Here is a 22,293-nt window from a genome sequence, read left to right on the forward strand (position 1 = left end):
TTTGTATCCTGATGTTTGCATCGTTTACAGGTGTAAGTTATGATTCCGTCAGTTTCTGTAGTTGGTTCTGTAGTGATAACGCCGTTGTCATAGTCATGGCCGTATGCGGAAATGGTATAACCATAGGAAAGTGTTTCATTACAGTCTGTGCAGTAGGTATCTCCGCTATACCCGCTGGAAGTACAGGATGGAGAGGAGTAATAACGTCCGGCGGTGTGTTCGTGCGTGCATTGACTTCTGATGATTGTGTAAGCAATAGATTCTTTTTCGTAATTCCCCTTATCGTCGCCATTGTAAATTGCGGTAGCTGTAATGGGTTTTCCAACTTGTAATTCCTGATCAGGATTAACATCGTTATCCCATTTCCAGTCAGCCGAAAAAGGATTGGTAATGTCTCTGATCTTTTTACAGGACCATAGAACGAATATAGGAGTTTCATTAGAATCTGCTCCTGGTGCTACAGGGGCTTTTTTAATAGTAAATGTCCATTTTGGACTTTCTAATCCTTTATGTTCAAAATAGGATTCACTTGCCCCTATCTCAGCCTTTACGGTATATGTGCCTGCATTTACAGGAGCACCTTGGAGCGGTTGAGTGTTCTCATTGATATCATTGTAGTTACCTTTATAATATACCAATGAGATTTCTCTGTCATTTTCAGGTGTAGGTTTAAATTTAAACTCTAATGAGGCTTCTTTAGGCTGACCATCGTAAGTAAGATTTACAGGGGACTTAAATATAAAATCATCAACAACTTGAGCAGCTTTAAATGTGTTGGTAACGGTGTCGAATGAATAATTCCGTGTTCGAAATTCTGAACTGTTTTCTGGGGCAAGTATAATCAAATAGCTGTTTGTAGAATTGCCTTCGAGCTTGGGTAGCCAAACATACAGATTAGTGTCATCAGGGTCGAGAGAGGAATGGTTTACAGGCTTCCAATTCCATACACTAGAACCTGAACCTGTTCCAGTTTTGATTGTTACGTTCGCATTTTCGGGATTTTCAATAGTACAACAGTAAACCTCTTTCCCTTCGTTTGTTGGGGAACCGGATACAGAAGAGGCTTTTACCGAGCCGCCATTAATGGTAATATCACTGCCACTGCCGCCGTAACTGCCGCCACCAATTCCGGCACCATCCGTAGAACTAGCAGTTACAGAACTACTCTTAATGGTAATATCACTGCCACTGCCGCCGTAACCGCCGCCACCAATTCCGGCACCATCCGTAGAACTAGCAGTTACAGAACTACTCTTAATGGTAATATCACTGCCAGCGCGTTGCTTGCTGCCACCAATTCCAGCACCATACTTAGAACTAGCAATTACAGAACAACTATCAATAATAATATTACTGCAAGAGCCGGTGCCGTAATAGCCGCCACCAATTCCGGCGCCATCCCCATCGATACTACGAGCATTTAAGATTCCTGCAGTAGCGTCTGAATTATTGGTTTTTATTATAAGCTGAGCTTCGTTATCTTTCTGTAAACCGGCACACCTGTTATCCTTTGTTATAAGACTATTTGTGCCTGTTAAATGGATAGTGACTGCAGCCTTCACATTTCCCTTTATTCGCAGTGCCGAATCAACAATTGTATTGATACTTACGTTAATAAGATAAATGTTGATTTTTTCTTCCGCCGAAATATTTGCTCCATCAACCACAATTCTATTTCCTGTTTCCTGGCTACATATGAATTTGTGATCTCCTGCCGAACTTATAGTATAAACTCCATTCACAACTTTATTGCTCGTAGTTAAATCAATTTCTCCAGCTTGTTCATTTTCCGCAGCAGCCATTGCCTCATCGGGGGCATCATTAAATTCAGGAACCTCGTCTGAACTGAATACAGACAGTTCCTCATCTGTCTCTCCTGCCACTTCCAGCTCCTCATTGGTAAAAATCTCCGGAGTTTCTTCCTCAGACACTACATCCTGATTTCCGGAAGTAAATTCTTCCGCAAATATGGTCTGGGGGGGCATATTTGTAGAACACAATGCAAGTGCCAGAATCCCGGCTAATAACTTTTTCCTCATACTTTCCACCTTTCCTTTCTTTATACATGATCTTCTGCATCTTGACTCTTTTGTCCTCTTTTTTTGAATTTGATACATAATGCGGTAATCACGACTGCCGCAGTAAAGGAAATGACAGCCACCAACACATAACCGCCTGCGTCCTCATGAAGCAGGATTGCGCCGTACATTCCCGTAACGTTTATTGGCTGGCTTTGCATTATCCCCGTTGCTCCCACAAGAGACAGGAATAACAGGGTACACAGAACAGACAGCCGGCAGACTGTGCGCCGCTCCTGGCGGCGGTGATATTCATGCATTCGTTTTTTTACCAGTGCGATACGGGTTTTGGTATCATACATGCCTTCCAACCTCCTTCCCAAAAAACAGTCTAAAAAAGTCTTTCACTTATATAGGTACAAAAAAACCGAAAAACTCTCACCTGAAAATCAAATTTTTTTAAAAAAATTTGAGAGCTGCCGAAACAGCTCCCAAAAACGGAAAATCAGGTTATATTATTGTATCGAATCTCCTTCAGATTCCCAGAACAGCGGATATCTTAATCTCTTTTTCCGTTTCGCTGAGATCAAAGTCACCACCATCTTCCACAGTCATGTGTACCTCATACAGTACGTCTTCGGATAATGTATCCGGTGTTTCACCATCTTCTGTCTGGATATGCCATTTCTCTGTCGGAACTTCCTTCAAGGTACCATCTGTACCATATGCATACAGCTTCAAAGAACCTGTTTCCCCTGAGATTCCTTTCATACGTATTGCAACGGTCGTATTCGGATGTACATTTTCAACGGTGATCGTGTTCAGCCATCCTTCCACATCTCCCTGGCCACCGTCTGCTGCAAATTTCTCCTGGCTTAACACATTGCGCATTGCCTGATCCAAATCCACCTTGCGGTAAGGCATTTCCGGCAGATATACAAACCTGTCCTGAAGTCTCAGAAGCTCCAGATAGCCAGTCGGACAATAGAGCGCATTTCCGCTGTTTCCCGCATACATACCGATAGCCATGTTGTTATATCCCGGCTTGTCAGAAATATCCATGGTAAACACAGTCTCGCCTGTCTCAAAATCAAGCATGATATACTGCCACATACCGGTTTCCATATCCTGAACATATCCGTAAATATACCCTGTTGCAGTGGACAGCTTCATCATGGAAGTGTCAGACAGATCACTTCTGCACCAGATACTCTTCATCTCATATCCGTTCTCCGTCTTAACTGTATCCACACGTTCTATACCCGGCGCGATCATTTTATTGCCCTGTCTCAGCCAGCCCACATCATAAATATTCTCATAGCTTTGTATTGAGGAATCATTATCTGCTTCTCCAAGCTTCGCACTTCCTGCACCAAACCAGTTACATACGATCGTACTTACTGTTCCCTCTCCATCATCATATACAATTGCAGAATTTTCCACAGACACCTGTGTACCTTCCGGAAGCTCATCTATAACAGGCATACTCGCAACCTGTTCTCCTGTTTTCATATCTACCGCAATAAGATTTACCGGATCCTGATTATCTGTAAACATAACCAGATCTTTGGTCAGAGACGGGGAACATCCACCTCCCCATGCAAGACCGCCACCTGTCGTCTCATCGCCTTCTTTGCTTTCCTTGGCACCCACACTTTTATAGGAAGTTTCCCAGACTTTTTTCACACCATTATCCGCCTGGAGCAGATAACACTTCAGATTTGTCAGAATGACCGCACCCTCCTTAGATGCCGCAATACCATTCTCTGCACCCTCTCCCGGTTCCAGTTCATATACAAACACTGCATCTGACAGATCCACATCTTCTCCATTCAAGATCTTATCGATAGCTGCACGTGAAACATAGCCAAAGGTTCCCTGCTGTTTTCTGTCAGGATAAATGCGGAAGCCTCCTGTTGCAAACCAGAGATTTCCCTCATAATCAAAAACTACAGATAACAGATTCTGATCCAGTGTTTTTCCAAGTGCTGCCTCTGCTGCCGCTTTAATATCGATATCCAGCACTTTCTCAAATTCCGGAAGCACATTTCCCTCCTCATCTGTAGCCTTAAGCATAAGTACCCGATTATCGTTCGTCGGACACACAATGCGATTGCTCTCATCTACAAAAGAATATGAACTCTGTATCAGATAGCTTCCATTGTCATGCTGTTTTGGTGAAAAATAGCCCAAGGTCTGTGCCTCATCTGCATTAATATCACGGATCGCCAGGCCACCCAGAAGCGGAACCACAGAATGTCCATAGGAATCAAAAAAGACTGCCGGGGAAGCATTGGGATTAACTTTTTCATAAGAAACATTGATCTCAGAATAAATATCAACAGGCAATACCTCATCTGTTGAATCTGTATTATAGCAGTCATGATGAATATTGGAATCACTTGCTGCCATATAAGGATTCACATCCATAGCCTTCGGTGTAAGTGCCTTGACCGGAAGTTCTGATGCCTCTTCCGCATGAACAATACTAATTGTATAATCAGATGAAGCTGTTACCATAAACGCTGCCATCGCAAGAATTAAAACTCTTTTCTTCATATCATTTCCTCCTGAATCATAATAATATTCCTGTTACATTGCCTTACTGTGTTTCAGCCAGACAGAAAAACCTTCTCTTATCTTCTGCTCGTCCACAGGTTCCATAAAAAAATACTCAACCCGCAATCTGAAAGCATGAAGCGAAAAATCAAGGTCACTGCACCAAATGACACCACATCCCGGATATAAGGAGCGGAGATGTTCTGCTGCATTCAGTCCGGACACTCCAGGCAGTGCAAGAAGCACTACAGCCGGCACAGTTTTCTGTATCTGTTCAAAAAAGCTTTCCTGGTTCTGATAGAGTTCAACCAATGGAAAGATACTTCTCTCAGTACAGTAATCAATAATATATTTTGCATAATCCTGTCCTTCTTTTTCATTGACAGCCAACACAGCAATACAGTACACCAAACCCCTCCTTTTTTCTGTTAAACTCTTTCCTGTACCTGTTAAGCACATTATAAGAAAGCAGAAATTTATTTCAATGATTCTGTCACGAAAGGAATAAAAATAGCACGAATTGTAAATCAGCCACCTGTTTTTGTGATATACTGTTTCCAGAACGTACCATTACCGATACAAAATAAAAAGGAAGATTTACTATGCGAATTGCAATTGTTGATGATATTTCAGAAGAACGGACACTGCTGCGCAACAGACTGAACTCTCAGTTTTCCAGGCGCAATGTCCATGTAGATATATTTGAATATGAGAATGGAGAGACTTTCCTCTCTGCAGCGAAGGATTGCCCTTTCACTGTAGTGTTTCTGGATATTTATATGAATGGATCTAACGGAATTGATACAGCAAAAGAACTTCGCAGATCAGATACTGACTGTCTGCTGATCTTTACAACAACTTCTACCGACCATGCATTAGAGGGATTCCAGGTCCGGGCTCTGCACTATCTTGTAAAGCCCTACAGTGAAAATGATATTTCCGCACTGGCAGATGAAATCCTTTCCCGCATCCCGGATTCCGGGAAATACATAGATGTAAAGGTGAACGGCAGTAATATTCAGATTCCCTTCCGGAAAATAATCTACGCAGAGCATTTTTCCCATATGATCCACATCCACACTGCCGGTGAAAGGGAACTGGTCACCCGCCAGTCCTTTGATTCCTTCATAACCTCCCTGAAAATGGACTCACGTTTCTATCGGTGTAACCGGGGCGTTGTGATCAATCTGGAGCATGCCGTTGATTTTGACGGAACAGGCTTTCGCCTTGATAACGGAAGCAATGTCCCTGTCAGCCGGAAGCTGCTGAAAAACGCCAGACAGACATTTATGGAATTTCTGTTCCAAAGGAGGTCCTGAAATGACTGACATACTTCGCCCTGTACTTGAACTTTTCGTAATCATTCCCGGCATACTGCTGGCATATCTGCCTGTAAAGAACTATCTGAGGCAGACACCGCTTAAGCTGACAGCATGGCTTCTTCCCCTTCTTCTGGGAATCTGTATTTTGGGAGGGGCAGTTTGCTGTGCCCTGCAAATTCCGACCAGATGGTTCCTGTTTCCTCTGCTGCCTGTCATTATGCTCATTTACCATAAAACATTAAAAATCTCTGTCTGGAAATCCGTCAGTATTTTTCTGGCAGTCTTCGCAGTTTTTACATGTGTCAAAAGTCTGTCCCGGGCAGTCAATGCACTTATGACTGCTGACCTGCATATTACAGAAAACGAACTGTGGTTGCACACTGGTGCCGGAATTTTCTATAATGTCATCTGCCTGCTGTTTGTTCTGGCAGCCTGGTATCCTGCCTGCCACTGTGTACAGACAATGGTCACAGACGAGAACTTTGCCCAGACCTGGTATGTATTCTGGATCCTTCCGGTAATCTTCATCGGAGTGAATCTTTTTATGATTCCCAAACACCGCAGCACTTTATATACCGGGCGTATTCTGCAGTGTTATATTGTTTTCAGTCTTGTACTGCTCATAATCCTGCTTCTGTTCTATGTCCTGTTTCTTATGATGGCAGTCAGCCTGAACAGAAATGCCAGACTTCAGCAGGAGAACCATTTTCTTTCCCTTCAACAGGAAAGATACGAGAATCTCTGCATGGCCATTGAAGAAGCAAGGCAGGCACGTCACGATATCCGCCATCATTTTGTCCGTCTGTCCACTCTGGCAGAACAGGGTGACATAGAAAAAATTAAAGAATATCTCTCTGCTGCAACCGGCAAAATCTCTGACTATAACCTGCATTTCTGTGAAAATCAGGCTGTTGACAGTGTTTTCGGATATTATTCCACCATTGCAGAAAGAGAAAACATTCCTTTTCATGCAGTGGTTTCCCTGCCTGCTGATCTTTCCATAGATGAGATTAATCTGTGCCTTGTGTTTTCCAATCTGCTGGAAAATGCCATCCAGGCAAGTGTAAAAACAGCGCCCGCCCGCAGAAAGATTAATGTGGAAGTTTATCCCCACCATAATCATCTCCTTCTGATTCATGTGGAAAACACCTTCGATGGCAAAATACAGCAAAAAAACAATATTTTCCAATCCTCCAAACGCTCTGGAAACGGCATAGGAATCGAATCTGTCCGCCACATTACCGACAAAAACGGCGGTGCCTGTGACTTTACCTATAAAGATGGTATTTTCTCTGCAAAAATAATGCTCCGGATATAATCAGTTACTGATTATACCCGGAGCATTTTGCAAAAATATTCAAATATCTCTTGAAGTATCTAAAATTATTCCATACACTCATCCAGAATAGCAGCCATCTTATCAATGTGTTCTTTTGTGATCACAAGCGGAGGTACGATTCTGAGTACATCACTGCCTGCAGAGATCACCAACAGTCCTTTTGCCAGTGCAGCCTTTACAACTTCACCAACCGGGCGGCCCTGGATCACGATTCCCTGCATGAAGCCCATGCCTCGTCTTGTTGCAGCGCATTCATGTTTTGCAACAATTTCATCCAGCTTCTGTTCCAGATACGGAGTCATTTCCTGTACATGTTCAATGATCTTATCATTCTCATAAATGTCAAATACTTTGCTGACTGCGGCACATACAAATGGGTTTCCACCATAAGTTGTACCATGATCACCTGGCTCCAGAGAAGCTTTGGCAGCTTTTTCGCCCAGTACAAACGCACCTACCGGCACACCACATCCAAGAGCTTTCGCACTTGTCATAATATCCGGCTGTACACCGTATGCCTGCCATGCAAAATAATGTCCGGTTCTTCCCATACCGCACTGAATTTCATCGAAAATCAGCATAATATCTTTCTCGTCACAGATCTGACGCAGACCTTCCAGAAATTCTTTCTTCGCCGGATAAATACCACCCTCACCCTGAACAACCTCAGTAATAATTGCGCAGGTCTTATCTGTGATCTGAGCCTTTACGCTCTCAAGGTCATTAAAATCCGCAAACTTCACACCACCCATCAGAGGCTCAAAGGGCTCTCTGTAATGAGCAGTTCCTGTCACGGAAAGTGCTCCGATACTTCTTCCATGGAAGGAATGGTTCATGGCAATGATCTCATGATCTGCATGTCCGTCACGTACATATGCATATTTCTTAGCTGCTTTTAAAGCACCTTCGATTGCTTCTGTACCACTGTTGGTAAAGAATGCCTTGCTCATTTTACTTTCCTTTACCAGCTTCGCACCTGCTTCGATGATCGGCTCATTGTAATATAAGTTGGAAATATGCATCAGCTTATCAATCTGATCTTTTAATGCTTCATCATATCCCGGATAGTGATATCCCAGAGAATTTACAGCAATACCTGCTGCAAAATCCAGATATTCCTTTCCCTCGGAATCATATAAATAACATCCCTGTCCCTTTTCAAAAACAACAGGAAAACGATTATAAGTGTGAAGGATACTCTCTTCGGATTCCTTCATCTGTTCATTCATGTTCATTGTAATATTTCTCCCCGTCTTCTCTCAGAATCGCAGTACCAATACCTTTGTTTGTAAAGATCTCCAGCAGTAAGCTGTGAGGAATTCTTCCGTCAAGGATATGGACTCTGTTAACGCCTTCTTCAATGGCATCAATACAGTTTTTCAGCTTCGGAATCATACCTCCGCCTACATAACCGTCATCGATCAGTTTCTGTGCTTCATCTACATGAAGTTCAGAGATCAGGCTGGACGGATCATCCTTGTCTTTATAAACGCCTTCAATATCAGAAAGGAATGCAAGCTTCTCAGCATGAACAGCCTCTGCAATGGCACATGCAGCATCATCCGCATTAATATTATAAGTAGCGAACTCATCGTCATAACCTACCGGGAAAATGATCGGCAGGAAATCTTTCTCCAGAAGATCCTCCAGAATCTTCGGCTCAACCTTTGTAACTTCACCAACAAATCCGATGTCTCCACCCTCTGTCTGTTTCTTGCGGCATTTCAGCAGACCACCGTCTTTACCACTGATACCAACAGCATTTACACCAAGAGATTCCACCATGGCAACCAGTTCCTTATTCACCTTCGCAAGAACCATCTCTGCAATCTCCATAGTATCTTTATCTGTTACACGAAGACCATTAATAAATTTCGGCTCCATACCTACCTTGCCAACCCAGCGGCTGATTTCCTTACCACCGCCATGAACGATGATCGGTTTGAAACCAACCAGTTTCAGAAGAACAACGTCCTTGATCACATTCTTCTTCAGTTCATCATCCAGCATGGCGCTTCCGCCGTACTTTACAACTACGATTTTACGATTAAATCTCTGAATATAAGGAAGTGCCTCGATCAGCACCTCCGCCTTGTCCAAATATTTCTGATTAACCATTATTCTCTCCTTTTTCCAGTCAATGTCTGGTCTCCATCCCTGCTTATTGCTTCTCGCAATTAAAGCAGGAGACTTACCTGATTCGGTTAAAATCACCCTTATTCACAGAATTTTGTTATGAACGGTAATCTGCATTGATTTTTATATAATCATAAGTCAGGTCACAGCCCCATGCAGTTGCTGTGGCATCACCCATCTTCACATCAGCGATTGCTGTGACAGCTTCCTCAGAAAGAATCTTCGTTGCCTCTTCTTCACTGTAATCCACAGCCACCCCATTCTCAATAATCTGGATCTTACCAGCCTTACTCTCAAAGAACAGATCCACCTTCTCAGGATCAAACTTCGCACCAGAATATCCCATAGCACACAGGATTCTTCCCCAGTTTGCATCATGTCCGTAGATAGCAGCCTTTGTCAGAGAAGAAGTAACAACAGACTTGCTCAATGTAACTGCCTGCTCCTTAGACTCTGCACCAATGATCTTCACCTCAAACAGTGCAGTCGCACCCTCTCCGTCACCTGCGATCTTCTTCGCCAGAGTAGTATTGATATAATTCAGCGCAGCCTTGAAGGTTTCGTAATCCTCACCCTTCTCTGTGATCTCCGGATTCTCAGCCAGACCATTGGCCAGAAGAAGAACTGTATCATTGGTAGAAGTATCTCCATCAACAGAAACCATATTGTAAGTATCCTTAACATCCTCACTTAACGCTTCCTGCAACATCTTCTTGGAAATCTTCGCATCAGTAGTAACAAACCCAAGCATTGTACACATATTCGGATGGATCATACCGGAACCCTTACACATACCACCAACAGTAACCGTCTTACCGCCAATCTCAATCTGAACAGCAACCTCTTTCTTTTTGGTATCAGTAGTCATGATCGCCTTCGCTGCCTCAGTACCAGCCTCCAGAGAACCATCCAGCTTCGGCGCCATCATCTTCACACCATTCTTAATACGGTCAATGGGAACCTGCATACCAATCACACCTGTAGAAGCAACCAGCACACTGTCAGCAGCCACCCCAAGAATCTCAGCAGCCGCATCTGCAGTCTCCTTACAATAACCATAACCTTCTGCACCAGTACATGCATTGGCAATACCACTGTTACAGATCACCACCTGTGCAGACGGATGATTATAAACAATATCCTGATCCCATTTAACAGGCGCAGCCTTCACCACATTGGTAGTAAAAGTCCCCGCAGCCACACAAGGCACCTCACTGTAAACCATAGCCATATCCGTTCTGCCCTTATACTTAATCTCAGCCGCAGCCGCCGCTGCCTTAAATCCCTTAGCCGCCGTAACGCCACCATCTATAATCTTCATAAAACCTCAATCCTTTCTATATAATAAGACAAACTATCTTATTTCCCGTCCACATCCTCCACTCTCAGCGACTGCCGCAACTCCCCTGCGCAGTCACGTCCGTCAGACATCCACATCTCTTCCGTCCTGAAAAGTCAGCTCCGGAAATTATTTGGTTTTGAACGCATTTGCAGGGGCTGTAGTAACTCTTAGTGCTCGGGAATTTGCGTTATGAGGCGGCTGCATCACTGTCTGAGCGAAGTTTGCAACGGAGCGAGTTTGACAAGCTGCCTCATGCCTTTAGCAAATTCACGAACACTTAGAGTTAGTAAGCCCCGAAACCGCATTCAAAACCAAATAATTTCCGGAGCGTCCCCCTTTTTTCCTCTAACTTACGGACACATCGGCACCTGCAGCAGTCCCTCAGCCTCCTTAAATCCAAACATCAGATTCATATTCTGCACAGCCTGTCCTGCTGCACCTTTCACCAGATTATCCATAGCCCCCATCATAATAACTCTATGAGTTCTCGGATCGATCTTAAAGTTCACATCCACATAATTACTTCCTTCCACACACTTAGTCTGCGGACAAACATCCTTATCAAGCACACGAACGAAAGTCTCCTTCTCATAATACTTATCATAAACTGCCTTCACCTCTTCATAAGAAACATCCTTAGTCAGAGAAGCATAAGCAGTCACCAGAATACCACGATTCATAGGAATCAGATGAGGTGTAAAATTAATCAGCACTTCCTTACCGCACGCATAACCAAGCTGATCCTCAATCTCAGGTGTATGTCTATGAGTTGCAACACCATAAGCCTTAATATTCTCATTCACTTCACAGAACAGATTGGCAACCTTCGCTCCACGTCCTGCTCCTGAAGTACCGGACTTCGCATCAATGATAATCGTAGACGGATCGATCAGCCCCTCTTTGATCAGCGGATAAATAGAAAGTGTAGAACATGTGGGATAACATCCCGGATTCGCAATCAGTCTTGCCTTCTTAATCTCCTCACGATTAATCTCACATAAACCATAAACCGCCTCATCAATAAACTGCGGAGCCTTATGCTCAATTCCATACCATTTCTCATATTTCTTCACATCTTTAATACGGAAATCCGCACTCAGGTCAATAACTTTCGCCTTGGAAAGAATTCCTTCATTAATTAAAGAAGCACAGAGTCCCTGAGGAGTAGCTGTAAAGATCACATCCACTTCATCAGCTAATGCTTCCATATTATCATCCATACATTTCGCATCTACCAGTTTAAAAAAGTTCTGATAAACATCTGCATATTTCTGGTCAATGTAACTTCTTGAACCATACCACGCAACTTCCACATCTTTATGTCCCAGAAGCAGTCTCACGATCTCGTTACCTGCATATCCTGTGGCACCGATAATTCCTGCTTTAATCATAATAATTTCCTCCATCTTCGCCTCATTCGGCGATCTTCATTTCATAGTAAAACTTTACTCTATCAGAGTGCTGGACTAATTATACATCTTACCTGCATAATATGCAATAGTCATTTTTCAATGTTTTTACATGGATTCTATTTTGCTTCACGAATTTCCCCCTGTCTTTTCCTATATTATGTTGCATATTTATGCAAAAACAGATAAAACTTTTTTGCATTTTTCTATTGCATATTTATAAAAAAAGGTGTATATTATCACTTGTTAAGCGGAATCACACGAAATCATCTTGTTCCGCATTGAATATTTATTCAAAAATTTCAATCAGAAATTACCGTATTTATTCAAAAATAATGCGCTGAACTCCCGACCTATTCATTTACTTTCGGCAAACGGATATCTCAGGAAATTTTTACAAATCAGGAAAATAATAAAATCCAATTTCAGGAGGAATACAATCATGAAAGAAAAAGTCGTTTTAGCATACTCAGGCGGTCTTGATACCACAGCCTTAATCCCATGGTTAAAAGAAACATTTGATTACGATGTTGTCTGCTGCTGCGTAAACTGCGGTCAGGGAAACGAACTGGACGGACTGGATGAAAGAGCAAAGCTTTCCGGTGCTTCCAAATTATATATCGAAGATATCGTAGATGAATTCTGTGATGACTTCATCGTTCCATGTGTACAGGCAGGTGCTGTATACGAACACAAATATCTCCTTGGTACATCCATGGCCCGTCCGGCAATCGCTAAGAAATTAGTTGAAATTGCACGTAAAGAAGGTGCAGTTGCTATCTGCCACGGTGCTACAGGTAAAGGTAATGACCAGATCCGTTTCGAACTTGGCATCAAGGCTCTTGCTCCTGACATCAAGATTATCGCTCCATGGCGTATGACAGACAAATGGACCATGCAGTCACGTGAAGATGAAATTGCATTCTGTAAAGCTCACGGAATCGACCTTCCATTCGATGCAAGCCACAGCTACAGCCGTGACAGAAACTTATGGCATATCAGCCATGAAGGTCTGGAACTGGAAGATCCTTCCCAGGCTCCAAATTATGACAATATGCTTGTTTTAGGTGTTACACCTGAGAAAGCCCCTGATAAAGAAACAGAAGTTACCATGACATTCGAGCAGGGTGTTCCGAAAACATTAAACGGCAAAGAAATGAAAGTTTCCGAAATCATCACTGAGCTTAACAAATTAGGCGGCGAGAACGGTATCGGTATCGTTGATATCGTTGAAAACCGTGTTGTTGGTATGAAATCACGTGGCGTATATGAGACTCCTGGCGGAACTATCCTGATGGCAGCTCACGAACAGCTCGAAGAACTTACACTTGACCGTGAGACAATGGAAACCAAGAAGAAACTTGGCAGCCAGTTCGCTCAGGTTGTTTACGAAGGAAAATGGTATACACCACTTCGCGAGGCAATCCAGGCATTCGTTGAATCCACACAGAAATATGTAACAGGTGAAGTGAAATTCAAACTGTACAAAGGCAATATCATCAAAGCCGGTACAACTTCTCCATACAGCCTGTACAATGAATCTCTTGCATCTTTCACAACAGGTGACCTCTATGACCACCACGATGCAGATGGATTCATCACACTGTTCGGACTTCCACTGAAAGTTCGCGCTATGATGTTAAAAGAAGTTGAGCAGAACAAGAAATAATTAATTGATAACAGCTTCAGCCAGATGGACACTTTATTCATCTGGCTGTTTTTATTACCTGATACAGTATTGCAATTCTGTAAAAAACGGCACAAAAAAGACACAGCCAGATGGCCATGTCCGTTTTTATCTGCTATGTTTATGATTATCTGCTTTCCAGTTCCGCACGTTTCTTATCGATAAGCTCCTGAAGTTTTTCCAGCTCTTCCACTGTAATCCCATCAGATTCCAGAAGCGCATTCATCATTTCCACCGGATTAATCTTTCTGCTTTTGGCATTTCCCTTTAAATAATCCTCTCTTGAAAGAAGAGGGGTATAATTTCTTGCATACACCTTGCCGTTCATTGAAGTTCCCGCAACCTGGATCAGGTTCTCTTTCAAAAGAAGCTCCAGGCATCTTCTTTACTGTCGGCATTTTCAGTTCCGGTGCAATGTCATTGATCTCAAAAGCAGACAATGGTCTTCCCTCTTCCCAAAGCACATTCATAATATCATAACGTTTACCTTTTAAGATGTCCATCTTAAGATCTCCTTCCATTTTTAACCAGATATCACTATAATACAGAAATATCGAATTAATTACAATTACAGAGACCTTACACTGATTTACAGTCCTTTTACAAATTTGTTACCAAGTTTATCCGGACAATAATACATCTTTCTACACATCACGAATCATTTCGTCATAAAACAAGCTGTTTTTTCTCAAGACGGGCATATACCCACTCTCTGAAAAGTGTATAGATGACAGATACTGTCGGAATGAAGATCAGCATTCCCGCAATTCCCATCAGACTGCCGCCAAGTGTTACAGCTACCAGTACCCAGATGGATGGAAGCCCGACAGAACCACCTACCACATGAGGATAGATCAGGTTTCCTTCTATCTGCTGCAGGATAAGGAAAAGTCCCAGAAACAGAACTGCTTTTACAGGACTTATCATAAGGATCAGAAAAAATGCTACCCAACATCCGATAATTCCGCCAAACAGCGGGATCAATGCTGTAAATGAAATCAGGACACCCACCAGCATTGCATATGGAAAATGCAGGATTGTCATGGATACAAAGAACATACTTCCAAGAATCACAGCTTCGATACACTGTCCGGTAATAAAGCTGGAAAAAATCCTGTTTGCCAGATTCCATACATGTGCCAGATATCTGACCGGTTTTTCCGGGAACATTGCGTACATTGCTTTTTTTATCTGCTGCAGGAGCTTTTCTTTCTGCAAAAGGACGTAGCAGGCGAATACAAAGCCAATGGATACATTCATTGCAGTAGTCAGAAGTCCCATGGTGATGGACACTGTGGAGGAAACAATGTTATTGACTCCATTCTTCAGTACGCCGAGTACAGAATCGATTATTTTTCCCGGCTCAATGTCAAGAGACTGCGCCCATTTCACAACTTCCGGATTGTTTCCGAATACATTGTCGATCCATTTCTGGAAAACCGGAATATTTTCTTCTATCTTTTTCGCTATGTTTACGAATGTTGCCCCCAGTTCCGGTACTACTACCAGCATAACGATCACGATTATACAGATCACAAAGCAGATAGAAAGCACCAGGCTGACCGGTCTTGCCAGTTTTTGGGCTGTTTTTTTCTCTTGTTTCAAGGCTTTTCCGAACAGATGATGTTCTATGAATTTCATTGGAATATTGAGGATAAAAGCGATTCCGAAACCAATGATGAACGGAAAGAGAAAGCCAAGCAGAACTCTGACAGTGCTGATGACTATGTGCAGGTTCTGGACACCCAGATATAAGAGAATTGCGAATGCGATGAGCCATCGGATTTTTTTTATGTTTTCTTTGTCTAGCTGCATGTTTGTTTTTCCTTTCTTTTTGATATTGGAGAGTATTATATCATATTTTAATAATAAAATGAGGGACGCTTAGAAAAATATTTTATCTGCTATGCGGTTTCGGCATCTAAGAGATTCGTAAGTCATCTGAAATCTGCTAAAAACATGAGAAGAAAAGTCTGTGATTGCTCGCTGGCGCTCAGGCAATGGACTTTTCTTCTCATAACGCAGATTTAAGAGGACTAAGAATCTCTAAGATGCCTGCAAATGCATAGCAGATAAAATATTTTTCTAAGCTGGTAATTGGAAGGTGGAAAATATCGCATCAATTCGCATGTTAAAAGCCTACATGAACAAGAAAAACTTTAAATATGAAAGAGATTGTATAAGTTCACATGGGATATCATATACTTTATATAAATTCTGCCAGCAAAATGCTTTGCAGACTATGAATTATCAAAGAGCAATGTAAAAAAGAATAATAAATTAAATCGCAGAAAGGAATTGACAGTTAACTGCAAATATTTTATAATCATTTTATAAACAATATAAGTAAACTTATATATGTCCATAATCGGTTGGACGTTTCTACCAACTACCGTAATAGTTGTCTATAAGTTCTCTCCCCAGGGAGAAAGAATGAGGTAAAGGCAGCATCGGTAGATTTTTTTTGCCTTTCCTTAACCACAAAGAGGAGGTATGATTATGAACGAACGGACTTTTGTTTTAAAGGGAACGATTTGCTACAGTAATTCTCTGACAGAACTTTCCATCACTGAAAATGGATATTTAGTATGTGAAGATGGGCGATGTGCAGGGGTGTTTGATGAGCTTCCTGAGAAATTTGCAGGAATCTCATGTACAGATTTTGGCGATGAGCTGATCATTCCGGGACTGACTGATCTGCATCTTCATGCTCCGCAGTATACGTTTCGTGCCTCGGGTATGGATCTTGAGCTGCTGGACTGGCTGAATACTTATACTTTTCCGCAGGAAGCGCGTTATGAAGATACGGAGTTTGCAAAAGAGGCTTACTCTATTTTCGCTGAGGATATGAAGAAGAGCCCGAATACAAGAGCATGTATTTTCGGAACTCTGCATGTCCCTGCTACCGAGATCCTGATGGAACAACTGGATAAAACCGGAATAAAGGCTATGGTCGGCAAGGTAAATATGGACCGTAATGGTTCTCCGCAGTTGCAGGAAGAGAGTGCTCAGGCTTCTGCTGATGCTACGGTTCAGTGGATTAAGGATACGCTTGATAAATTTGAAAATGTAAAGCCGATCCTTACTCCGAGATTTACTCCATCCTGTTCTGATGAGCTGATGGAGAAGCTTTCGGAGATTCAGAAGAGATATCACCTGCCGATGCAGTCTCACCTTTCTGAGAATTTCGGTGAAATTGCCTGGGTGAAGGAGCTTTGCCCGAATACACATTTTTATGGAGAAGCATATAGCCAGTTTGATCTTTTCGGCGGTGACTGTCCGACGATTATGGCTCATTGTGTTCATTCTTCGAATGAAGAAATTGCCCTTATGAAAAAGCAGGGCGTTTATATTGCTCATTGTCCGCAGTCTAACACAAATCTCTCCTCAGGTATCTCTCCTGTGAGACGTTATCTGGACGAAGGTTTACACATCGGACTGGGATCTGACATTGCAGGTGGAACTTCCGTTTCTATTCTGCGTGCCATGGCTGATGCTATTCAGGTTTCCAAGCTGTACTGGCGGTTGGTTGATTCTTCCATGAAGCCGCTTACTGTTGAAGAGGCCTTTTATATGGGAACAGAAGGAGGCGGTTCCTTCTTTGGAAAGGTTGGAAGCTTTAAGGAGGGGTATGAATTTGATGCGGTTGTGCTTAATGACAGCACTATTCCAACTCCACTGAAGCTCTCTCCGAGGGACAGACTTGAAAGACTGATCTACCTTTCCGATGACCGTAATATTACCGCTAAATATGTAGCCGGAAGAAAGATTCTGTAACTGCAGGAAATACAGATTCTGATGGTGTTTTTCCGGCATATCGTTAACAAAACGATATGCCGGGACGATTGATTCCAGGAGTTTCACCCTGTTTTTTCGGGATGATTATCTGAGGCACCACAAAACGGCCGGCAATTTTTAAAATCAAAAGGGGGAAAGATTATGAATCTTGACAAATTATTCCATCTCAAAGAGAACCACACAGATGTAAAGACCGAAGTTATGGCAGGTATTACCACATTCATGACAATGGCATACATTCTGGCTGTAAACCCAAACATTCTGGAAGCATCCGGCATGGACAGAGGAGCTGTTTTTACAGCGACCGCACTGTCATCCTTTATTGCCACCTGTCTGATGGCACTGCTTTCTAACTACCCGTTCGTTCTTGCACCGGGCATGGGCTTAAATGCCTACTTTGCATACACAGTTGTTCTTGGCATGGGATACAACTGGCAGCAGGCACTGGCAGCTGTATTTGTAGAAGGTATTATTTTTATCCTTTTATCACTCACTAATGTGCGTGAAGCGATTTTTAACGCTATTCCAATGAACCTGAAACATGCAGTATCTGTTGGTATCGGACTGTTTATTGCTTTCATCGGACTGCAGAATGCTAAGATCGTAGTTAACAATGACTCCACTCTGGTAAGTGTATTTTCCTTTAAATCCTCCGTTTCCGGCGGGACCTTCAATACAGAAGGAATTACAGTTCTTCTGGCGCTGATCGGACTTCTCATCACCGCCATCCTTCTTGTTAAGAGTGTAAAAGGAAACATTCTCTGGGGTATCCTGATCACATGGGGACTTGGCATTATCTGTCAATTGACAGGACTTTACAAACCTGATCCTGCAGCCGGCTGGTTCAGCCTCCTGCCTGATTTCTCAAACGGAATCTCCATCCCAAGCATGGCTCCCACATTTATGAAAATGGACTTCTCCATTGTCTTCACACTTGATTTCGTAGTCATTATGTTTGCATTCCTGTTTGTAGATATGTTCGATACACTTGGAACACTGATCGGCGTTGCTTCCAAAGCTGATATGCTTGACAAAGAAGGCAAACTTCCAAACATCAAAGGTGCTCTTCTTTCTGACGCAGTAGGAACTACAGTAGGTGCTATGTGTGGTACTTCCACAGTTACTACTTTCGTAGAGAGTGCTTCCGGTGTTGCTGAAGGCGGACGTACAGGACTTACTTCCCTGATAGCAGCCATCCTCTTCGGATTATCACTGCTGTTATCCCCGATTTTCCTGGCAATCCCGTCCTTTGCCACAGCACCGGCTCTGATCATCGTTGGATTCCTGATGCTCACATCAGTAACCAAGATTGATTTCAACAACCTGACGGAAGCCATCCCAGCATTTATCGCGATCATCGCAATGCCATTCCTGTACAGCATTTCTGAAGGTATCTCCATGGGTGTTATCTCCTATGTGATCATCAACGTTGTTACAGGTAAAGCTAAGGAAAAGAAGATCAGCGTACTGATGTATGTACTGGCTGTATTGTTTATTTTGAAATATATCTTTATCTGATCCGGAAAATCAGAAGCAAGATTAAAAACGCAAATTTACACATTTGCGAAAAAGAAGCCTCCTGCAGGGGCTTCTTTTTTGTTACCATAATTTTCTTTCACTTTCCTGGTCTGTGTTGTATAATTATGAAAGTGTTTATTCATTTTATAAATCAGCGGGATATTTGCAGTTTCTAGAGCGTGTCTGAAAAATCATTCCCGCAATCTGCACGCCCCACTTTGCAGGATATTTCACCCGAATTCAGTTGCCGTAGCCCGCTACGGCGCCCTCATCCGGGCAAAATATCCCACAAATTGTGACGCACATCTTGCAGAAAGCATTTTTCAGACACACTCTACTGCTTCTGTCCACACTGTATGAATAAATATTTTGCATTATCCACATTTTATACATTTCATTTACACATCACTATTCATAAGGAAGGATTTTTTACAAATGCAAAAACAACAGATACCTTTAAAGAATTCCCTGTTTCTGCTCCTGGCAGCAATTATCTGGGGCATCGCCTTTGTGGCTCAGAGCGTAGGAATGGAGTATGTCGGTGGATTTACATTTAGTGCAGTCCGTTCCCTGCTCGGGTCAGTTGTACTGATTCCGCTTATTCTCATTTCCGGACGCAAAAACTCCGCTAATACTGCTGCTACAAAAGCTAACAGTTTCGTTGACTCATCCGACGGCACTGTATCCAGCATCCGGAAACGAAAAGACCTGATCATCGGCGGTATTTCCTGCGGAATCTGCCTTTGTCTGGCAAGCAACTTCCAACAGTTCGGCATTAAATACACCACTGTCGGAAAAGCCGGATTTATTACCGCCTGTTATATCGTAATTGTACCGATCATCGGTCTGTTTCTTGGCAAAAAATGCAGCAAATTCATCTGGGCCGCTGTTGCAATGGCACTGATCGGTCTTTACCTTCTGTGCATTACAGACGGATTCTCCATCGGAAAAGGTGACCTGCTTGTACTGGTATGCGCATTCTTATTCTCCATACACATTCTGGTCATTGACCACTTTTCTCCGAAAGCTGACGGAGTAAAACTTTCCTGCATCCAGTTTCTAACCTGTGGAATCCTGTCCGGTATTCCCGCACTGCTGTTTGAGCATCCGGAATTTTCTGCAATCTGCCGGGCATGGATGCCAATCCTCTATGCAGGTATTATGTCCTGCGGTGTAGCCTACACTCTGCAGATTATCGGACAGAAGAACATGAATCCGACTGTGGCATCCCTGATCCTCAGCCTGGAATCCTGCATCTCCGTCCTTGCCGGATGGGTTCTCCTTGGACAGCAGTTAAGTGCAAAAGAAATCCTCGGATGCGTGATCATGTTTGCCGCGATCATCCTCGCACAGCTGCCACAGAAACAGGCAGAATAATACCCCTTAGCATATGTATTTTCTATAGCAATTCCATAAAATAATGCAATCAGGACTTCACGCTCTTCTGAACTGTCTTGATTGCATTATTTTATGGAATTGCTATAATATCACCCTATAATCTTTCCATTATCCATTTCGTACACTTGATCACACAAGATTTGAATATCTTCTCTGTTATGGCTTGCCAGAATGATCGACCGTCCCTCTTTTTTCAAATCCAAAATCAACTTACGTATTTCATCTACCCCTTTATTATCCAAACCATTCATGGGCTCATCCAAAATCAAAATACTCTGATTTTCCATAATTGCCTGTGCAATTCCAAGTCTCTGTCTCATCCCCATAGAATACTTTCCAACTTTTTTTCTACCAGCACATTCTAACCCTACAATTTTTAATACTTTTTCAATGTCTATATTTTCTTTTCCCGACATTGATGCAAGTAATCTAAGATTCTGCTTTCCTGAATACTGCTTGAGAAATCCTGGTTCTTCAATGATTGCTCCAATCTCTTTTTTATCCACCAGGATCGATCCTTCGTTAATCTGAAGCAGTCCACAGATACATTTGAATAAAACGGTTTTGCCTGATCCATTTCTTCCAATAATTCCACATATCGTTCCCTTTTTTACCTGCAAAGATACATTATCTAACACAGTTACATTTCCAAATTTTTTTGTTACATTTCGTACGATTATTGCCATATTATCCACAACTATATCCTTTCATCCTGAAATATCTGAGTGCACTGTCACATAATACGCAATTCCTGACAGGCAGAGGCAACCAAGAACCAGAATTATAAATGCTCTGACCACATCTATTTCATACCTTGCATATTTCGATAGGTTATTTAAATCCATCCATGCACTTGGCGTTAAGTACATTATCCATTCAGGAAGATATTTTATTCTTGTTACAAGAATAATTGATGCAGACACTGTTACAAAACTGATAATCTTACCAACGCACAGATTCAGACACCACAAACATAATCCATAAAAAGAACAGATGAAAAATCCCAACCCGCCTACAAGGAACATAGCTTCTAAAGGTCTGTATTCAAAGATAAGATATCCGGACACTCCAAAACTAAGACCAAATTGCTCTCCTGCATCAGTAAGAGCAAGTGTTGTCCAAATCCGCCCCCATTCCCCGCTCAGACAAACGTTGGGAAAAATAATCAAAATACTTATTCCTGTCAGACACAACATATACAGTATACTAACCGAAAAAATATACATAATATGTCCAAGCACCCATTCGGAGGTTCCACCTCTCATAATCACAAAGAGCTGATATTTATCATAAAATGGTGCATCTATAAAAAACAGCATAGCAGCTACAAATATAGATGCAGTCAGCATAACATCATTGAATATAAATGGAAGCAAAAATGGTGAAGCTTTTTCATTTACAGAAAACAAAAAATCTCTTATTGGAATCAATTCATTTAACATATAAACAAAAAGGCAGACCGGAATCAGATAAAGTTTATAATTTCCCCGCAGAATTCTCAATTGATAACCGCAAATCCGCCTGGCCTGACTCAAGACTTTCATCGATATTCACCCTCTATCTTTTTTAACATAATCATTCCGCTTATCCCACAAAATACCACTGTCACAAAAAGCGCATATGCTATGAGCAGAACAGGATCATCCGTGTATGTTTTTGTTGCAGAATTATATATTTCCTCCATATACAACATGGGATATTTGACTGCTATCCTTGAGAATAAAAAAATAAAGAAATAATTTAACAGAAATGGAAACGCATACACTG

The 22,293-nt window shown here is 42.2% G+C and carries 18 protein-coding genes, 3 pseudogenes and 1 riboswitch; of the genes and pseudogenes, 7 read left to right on the forward strand and 14 right to left on the reverse strand.

From position 1 onward, the window contains the following. From AC075L_RS01185 to AC075L_RS01200, 4 genes and pseudogenes are all read right to left on the reverse strand, one after another. Nucleotides 1–2,039, reverse strand: a pseudogene (locus tag AC075L_RS01185) (hypothetical protein); the annotation flags it as partial. Between the two features lie 20 nt (nt 2,040–2,059). Continuing rightward, nucleotides 2,060–2,380 carry a glycosyltransferase gene (locus AC075L_RS01190; protein ID WP_476387037.1) on the reverse strand — a complete coding sequence of 107 codons (321 nt, stop codon included), beginning with the start codon at nt 2,378–2,380 and terminating at the stop codon, nt 2,060–2,062. A 172-nt stretch (nt 2,381–2,552) separates the two neighbouring features. Beyond that, on the reverse strand, nt 2,553–4,577 hold the full coding sequence (locus AC075L_RS01195; RefSeq protein ID WP_476387038.1) for a hypothetical protein: 2,025 nt from the start codon (nt 4,575–4,577) through the stop codon (nt 2,553–2,555). A gap of 33 nt (nt 4,578–4,610) precedes the next feature. Further along, a complete protein-coding gene (locus tag AC075L_RS01200) occupies nt 4,611–4,985 on the reverse strand; it encodes a response regulator (protein WP_173705687.1) in 375 nt (124 codons plus the stop codon). A gap of 194 nt (nt 4,986–5,179) precedes the next feature. Between AC075L_RS01200 and AC075L_RS01205 the strand changes: the two genes are divergently transcribed. Beyond that, nucleotides 5,180–5,896, forward strand: a complete 717-nt coding sequence (locus AC075L_RS01205; protein WP_476387039.1) for a LytR/AlgR family response regulator transcription factor — start codon at nt 5,180–5,182, stop codon at nt 5,894–5,896. Nucleotide 5,897: 1 nt separating this feature from the next. Beyond that, a complete protein-coding gene (locus AC075L_RS01210) occupies nt 5,898–7,217 on the forward strand; it encodes an ATP-binding protein (RefSeq protein ID WP_173706605.1) in 1,320 nt (439 codons plus the stop codon). A gap of 65 nt (nt 7,218–7,282) precedes the next feature. Here the strand turns inward: AC075L_RS01210 and AC075L_RS01215 are convergent, their stop codons facing one another. From AC075L_RS01215 to argC, 4 genes are all read right to left on the reverse strand, one after another. Then, nucleotides 7,283–8,473, reverse strand: coding sequence for an aspartate aminotransferase family protein (locus tag AC075L_RS01215; RefSeq protein WP_173701280.1), 1,191 nt, complete (start codon nt 8,471–8,473; stop codon nt 7,283–7,285). Continuing rightward, the gene (gene argB / locus AC075L_RS01220) at nt 8,460–9,356 is read right to left on the reverse strand and encodes an acetylglutamate kinase (RefSeq protein ID WP_020993510.1); all 897 of its coding nucleotides are present in this window, start codon (nt 9,354–9,356) and stop codon (nt 8,460–8,462) included. Before argB ends, AC075L_RS01215 begins: the two co-directional genes overlap by 14 nt. Nucleotides 9,357–9,471: 115 nt before the next feature. Next, a complete protein-coding gene (gene argJ, locus AC075L_RS01225) occupies nt 9,472–10,695 on the reverse strand; it encodes a bifunctional glutamate N-acetyltransferase/amino-acid acetyltransferase ArgJ (RefSeq protein ID WP_020993511.1) in 1,224 nt (407 codons plus the stop codon). A gap of 371 nt (nt 10,696–11,066) precedes the next feature. Beyond that, a complete protein-coding gene (argC, locus tag AC075L_RS01230; protein WP_173704835.1) occupies nt 11,067–12,107 on the reverse strand; it encodes an N-acetyl-gamma-glutamyl-phosphate reductase in 1,041 nt (346 codons plus the stop codon). A 460-nt stretch (nt 12,108–12,567) separates the two neighbouring features. On the opposite strand from argC, the gene AC075L_RS01235 reads away from it, so the two are divergent. Further along, the gene (locus tag AC075L_RS01235; RefSeq protein ID WP_008706208.1) at nt 12,568–13,794 is read left to right on the forward strand and encodes an argininosuccinate synthase; all 1,227 of its coding nucleotides are present in this window, start codon (nt 12,568–12,570) and stop codon (nt 13,792–13,794) included. Nucleotides 13,795–14,051: 257 nt separating this feature from the next. Here AC075L_RS01235 and AC075L_RS01240 read toward each other — a convergent pair whose 3' ends face one another. Then, nucleotides 14,052–14,315, reverse strand: a complete 264-nt coding sequence (locus AC075L_RS01240) for a hypothetical protein (protein ID WP_476387040.1) — start codon at nt 14,313–14,315, stop codon at nt 14,052–14,054. Nucleotides 14,316–14,478: 163 nt separating this feature from the next. Further along, nucleotides 14,479–15,627 (reverse strand): AI-2E family transporter, encoded by a 1,149-nt coding sequence (locus AC075L_RS01245; RefSeq protein WP_055057623.1) that lies wholly within the window; start codon nt 15,625–15,627, stop codon nt 14,479–14,481. 517 nt (nt 15,628–16,144) lie between these two features. Further along, nucleotides 16,145–16,240: riboswitch (purine riboswitch) on the forward strand. A 65-nt stretch (nt 16,241–16,305) separates the two neighbouring features. Between AC075L_RS01245 and AC075L_RS01250 the strand changes: the two genes are divergently transcribed. Together AC075L_RS01250 and AC075L_RS01255 are read left to right on the forward strand one after the other, a co-directional pair. Further along, the gene (locus AC075L_RS01250) at nt 16,306–17,589 is read left to right on the forward strand and encodes an amidohydrolase family protein (RefSeq protein ID WP_368199941.1); all 1,284 of its coding nucleotides are present in this window, start codon (nt 16,306–16,308) and stop codon (nt 17,587–17,589) included. Nucleotides 17,590–17,751: 162 nt separating this feature from the next. Beyond that, nucleotides 17,752–19,128, forward strand: coding sequence for an NCS2 family permease (locus tag AC075L_RS01255; RefSeq protein ID WP_476387041.1), 1,377 nt, complete (start codon nt 17,752–17,754; stop codon nt 19,126–19,128). Nucleotides 19,129–19,272: 144 nt separating this feature from the next. On the opposite strand, the pseudogene AC075L_RS01260 reads toward AC075L_RS01255, so the two are convergent. Continuing rightward, nucleotides 19,273–19,422: pseudogene (locus tag AC075L_RS01260) on the reverse strand (DUF6783 domain-containing protein). On the opposite strand from AC075L_RS01260, the pseudogene AC075L_RS01265 reads away from it, so the two are divergent. Together AC075L_RS01265 and AC075L_RS01270 are read left to right on the forward strand one after the other, a co-directional pair. Continuing rightward, a pseudogene (locus AC075L_RS01265) lies at nt 19,372–19,488 on the forward strand (DUF6783 domain-containing protein); the annotation flags it as partial. The pseudogenes AC075L_RS01260 and AC075L_RS01265 overlap by 51 nt on opposite strands. 90 nt (nt 19,489–19,578) lie before the next feature. Then, entirely contained in the window at nt 19,579–20,505 is a 927-nt protein-coding gene (locus AC075L_RS01270) for a DMT family transporter (RefSeq protein WP_476387044.1), read from the forward strand. Nucleotides 20,506–20,615: 110 nt separating this feature from the next. On the opposite strand, the gene AC075L_RS01275 is transcribed toward AC075L_RS01270, so the two are convergent. The 3 genes from AC075L_RS01275 to AC075L_RS01285 form a co-directional block, all read right to left on the reverse strand. Next, nucleotides 20,616–21,221, reverse strand: coding sequence for an ABC transporter ATP-binding protein (locus AC075L_RS01275; protein WP_476387042.1), 606 nt, complete (start codon nt 21,219–21,221; stop codon nt 20,616–20,618). A 12-nt stretch (nt 21,222–21,233) separates the two neighbouring features. Next, nucleotides 21,234–22,070 (reverse strand): hypothetical protein, encoded by an 837-nt coding sequence (locus AC075L_RS01280; protein WP_055152703.1) that lies wholly within the window; start codon nt 22,068–22,070, stop codon nt 21,234–21,236. Beyond that, the coding region (locus AC075L_RS01285; protein ID WP_476387043.1) for a hypothetical protein at nt 22,067–22,293 on the reverse strand (227 nt) is incomplete at its 5' end. The genes AC075L_RS01285 and AC075L_RS01280, both read right to left, overlap by 4 nt.

The sequence above is a fragment of the Blautia sp. ZXY-1-B12 genome (genome assembly GCF_056339915.1).

Coding starts and splice junctions, on each gene's coding strand:
- AC075L_RS01190 (WP_476387037.1), bottom strand. CDS start 2,380: ATGTATGATACCAAAACCCGTATCGCACTGGTAAAAAAACGAATGCAT.
- AC075L_RS01195 (WP_476387038.1), bottom strand. CDS start 4,577: ATGAAGAAAAGAGTTTTAATTCTTGCGATGGCAGCGTTTATGGTAACA.
- AC075L_RS01205 (WP_476387039.1), top strand. CDS start 5,180: ATGCGAATTGCAATTGTTGATGATATTTCAGAAGAACGGACACTGCTG.
- AC075L_RS01210 (WP_173706605.1), top strand. CDS start 5,898: ATGACTGACATACTTCGCCCTGTACTTGAACTTTTCGTAATCATTCCC.
- AC075L_RS01215 (WP_173701280.1), bottom strand. CDS start 8,473: ATGAACATGAATGAACAGATGAAGGAATCCGAAGAGAGTATCCTTCAC.
- argB (WP_020993510.1), bottom strand. CDS start 9,356: ATGGTTAATCAGAAATATTTGGACAAGGCGGAGGTGCTGATCGAGGCA.
- argJ (WP_020993511.1), bottom strand. CDS start 10,695: ATGAAGATTATAGATGGTGGCGTTACGGCGGCTAAGGGATTTAAGGCA.
- argC (WP_173704835.1), bottom strand. CDS start 12,107: ATGATTAAAGCAGGAATTATCGGTGCCACAGGATATGCAGGTAACGAG.
- AC075L_RS01235 (WP_008706208.1), top strand. CDS start 12,568: ATGAAAGAAAAAGTCGTTTTAGCATACTCAGGCGGTCTTGATACCACA.
- AC075L_RS01240 (WP_476387040.1), bottom strand. CDS start 14,315: ATGGACATCTTAAAAGGTAAACGTTATGATATTATGAATGTGCTTTGG.
- AC075L_RS01245 (WP_055057623.1), bottom strand. CDS start 15,627: ATGCAGCTAGACAAAGAAAACATAAAAAAAATCCGATGGCTCATCGCA.
- AC075L_RS01250 (WP_368199941.1), top strand. CDS start 16,306: ATGATTATGAACGAACGGACTTTTGTTTTAAAGGGAACGATTTGCTAC.
- AC075L_RS01255 (WP_476387041.1), top strand. CDS start 17,752: ATGAATCTTGACAAATTATTCCATCTCAAAGAGAACCACACAGATGTA.
- AC075L_RS01280 (WP_055152703.1), bottom strand. CDS start 22,070: ATGAAAGTCTTGAGTCAGGCCAGGCGGATTTGCGGTTATCAATTGAGA.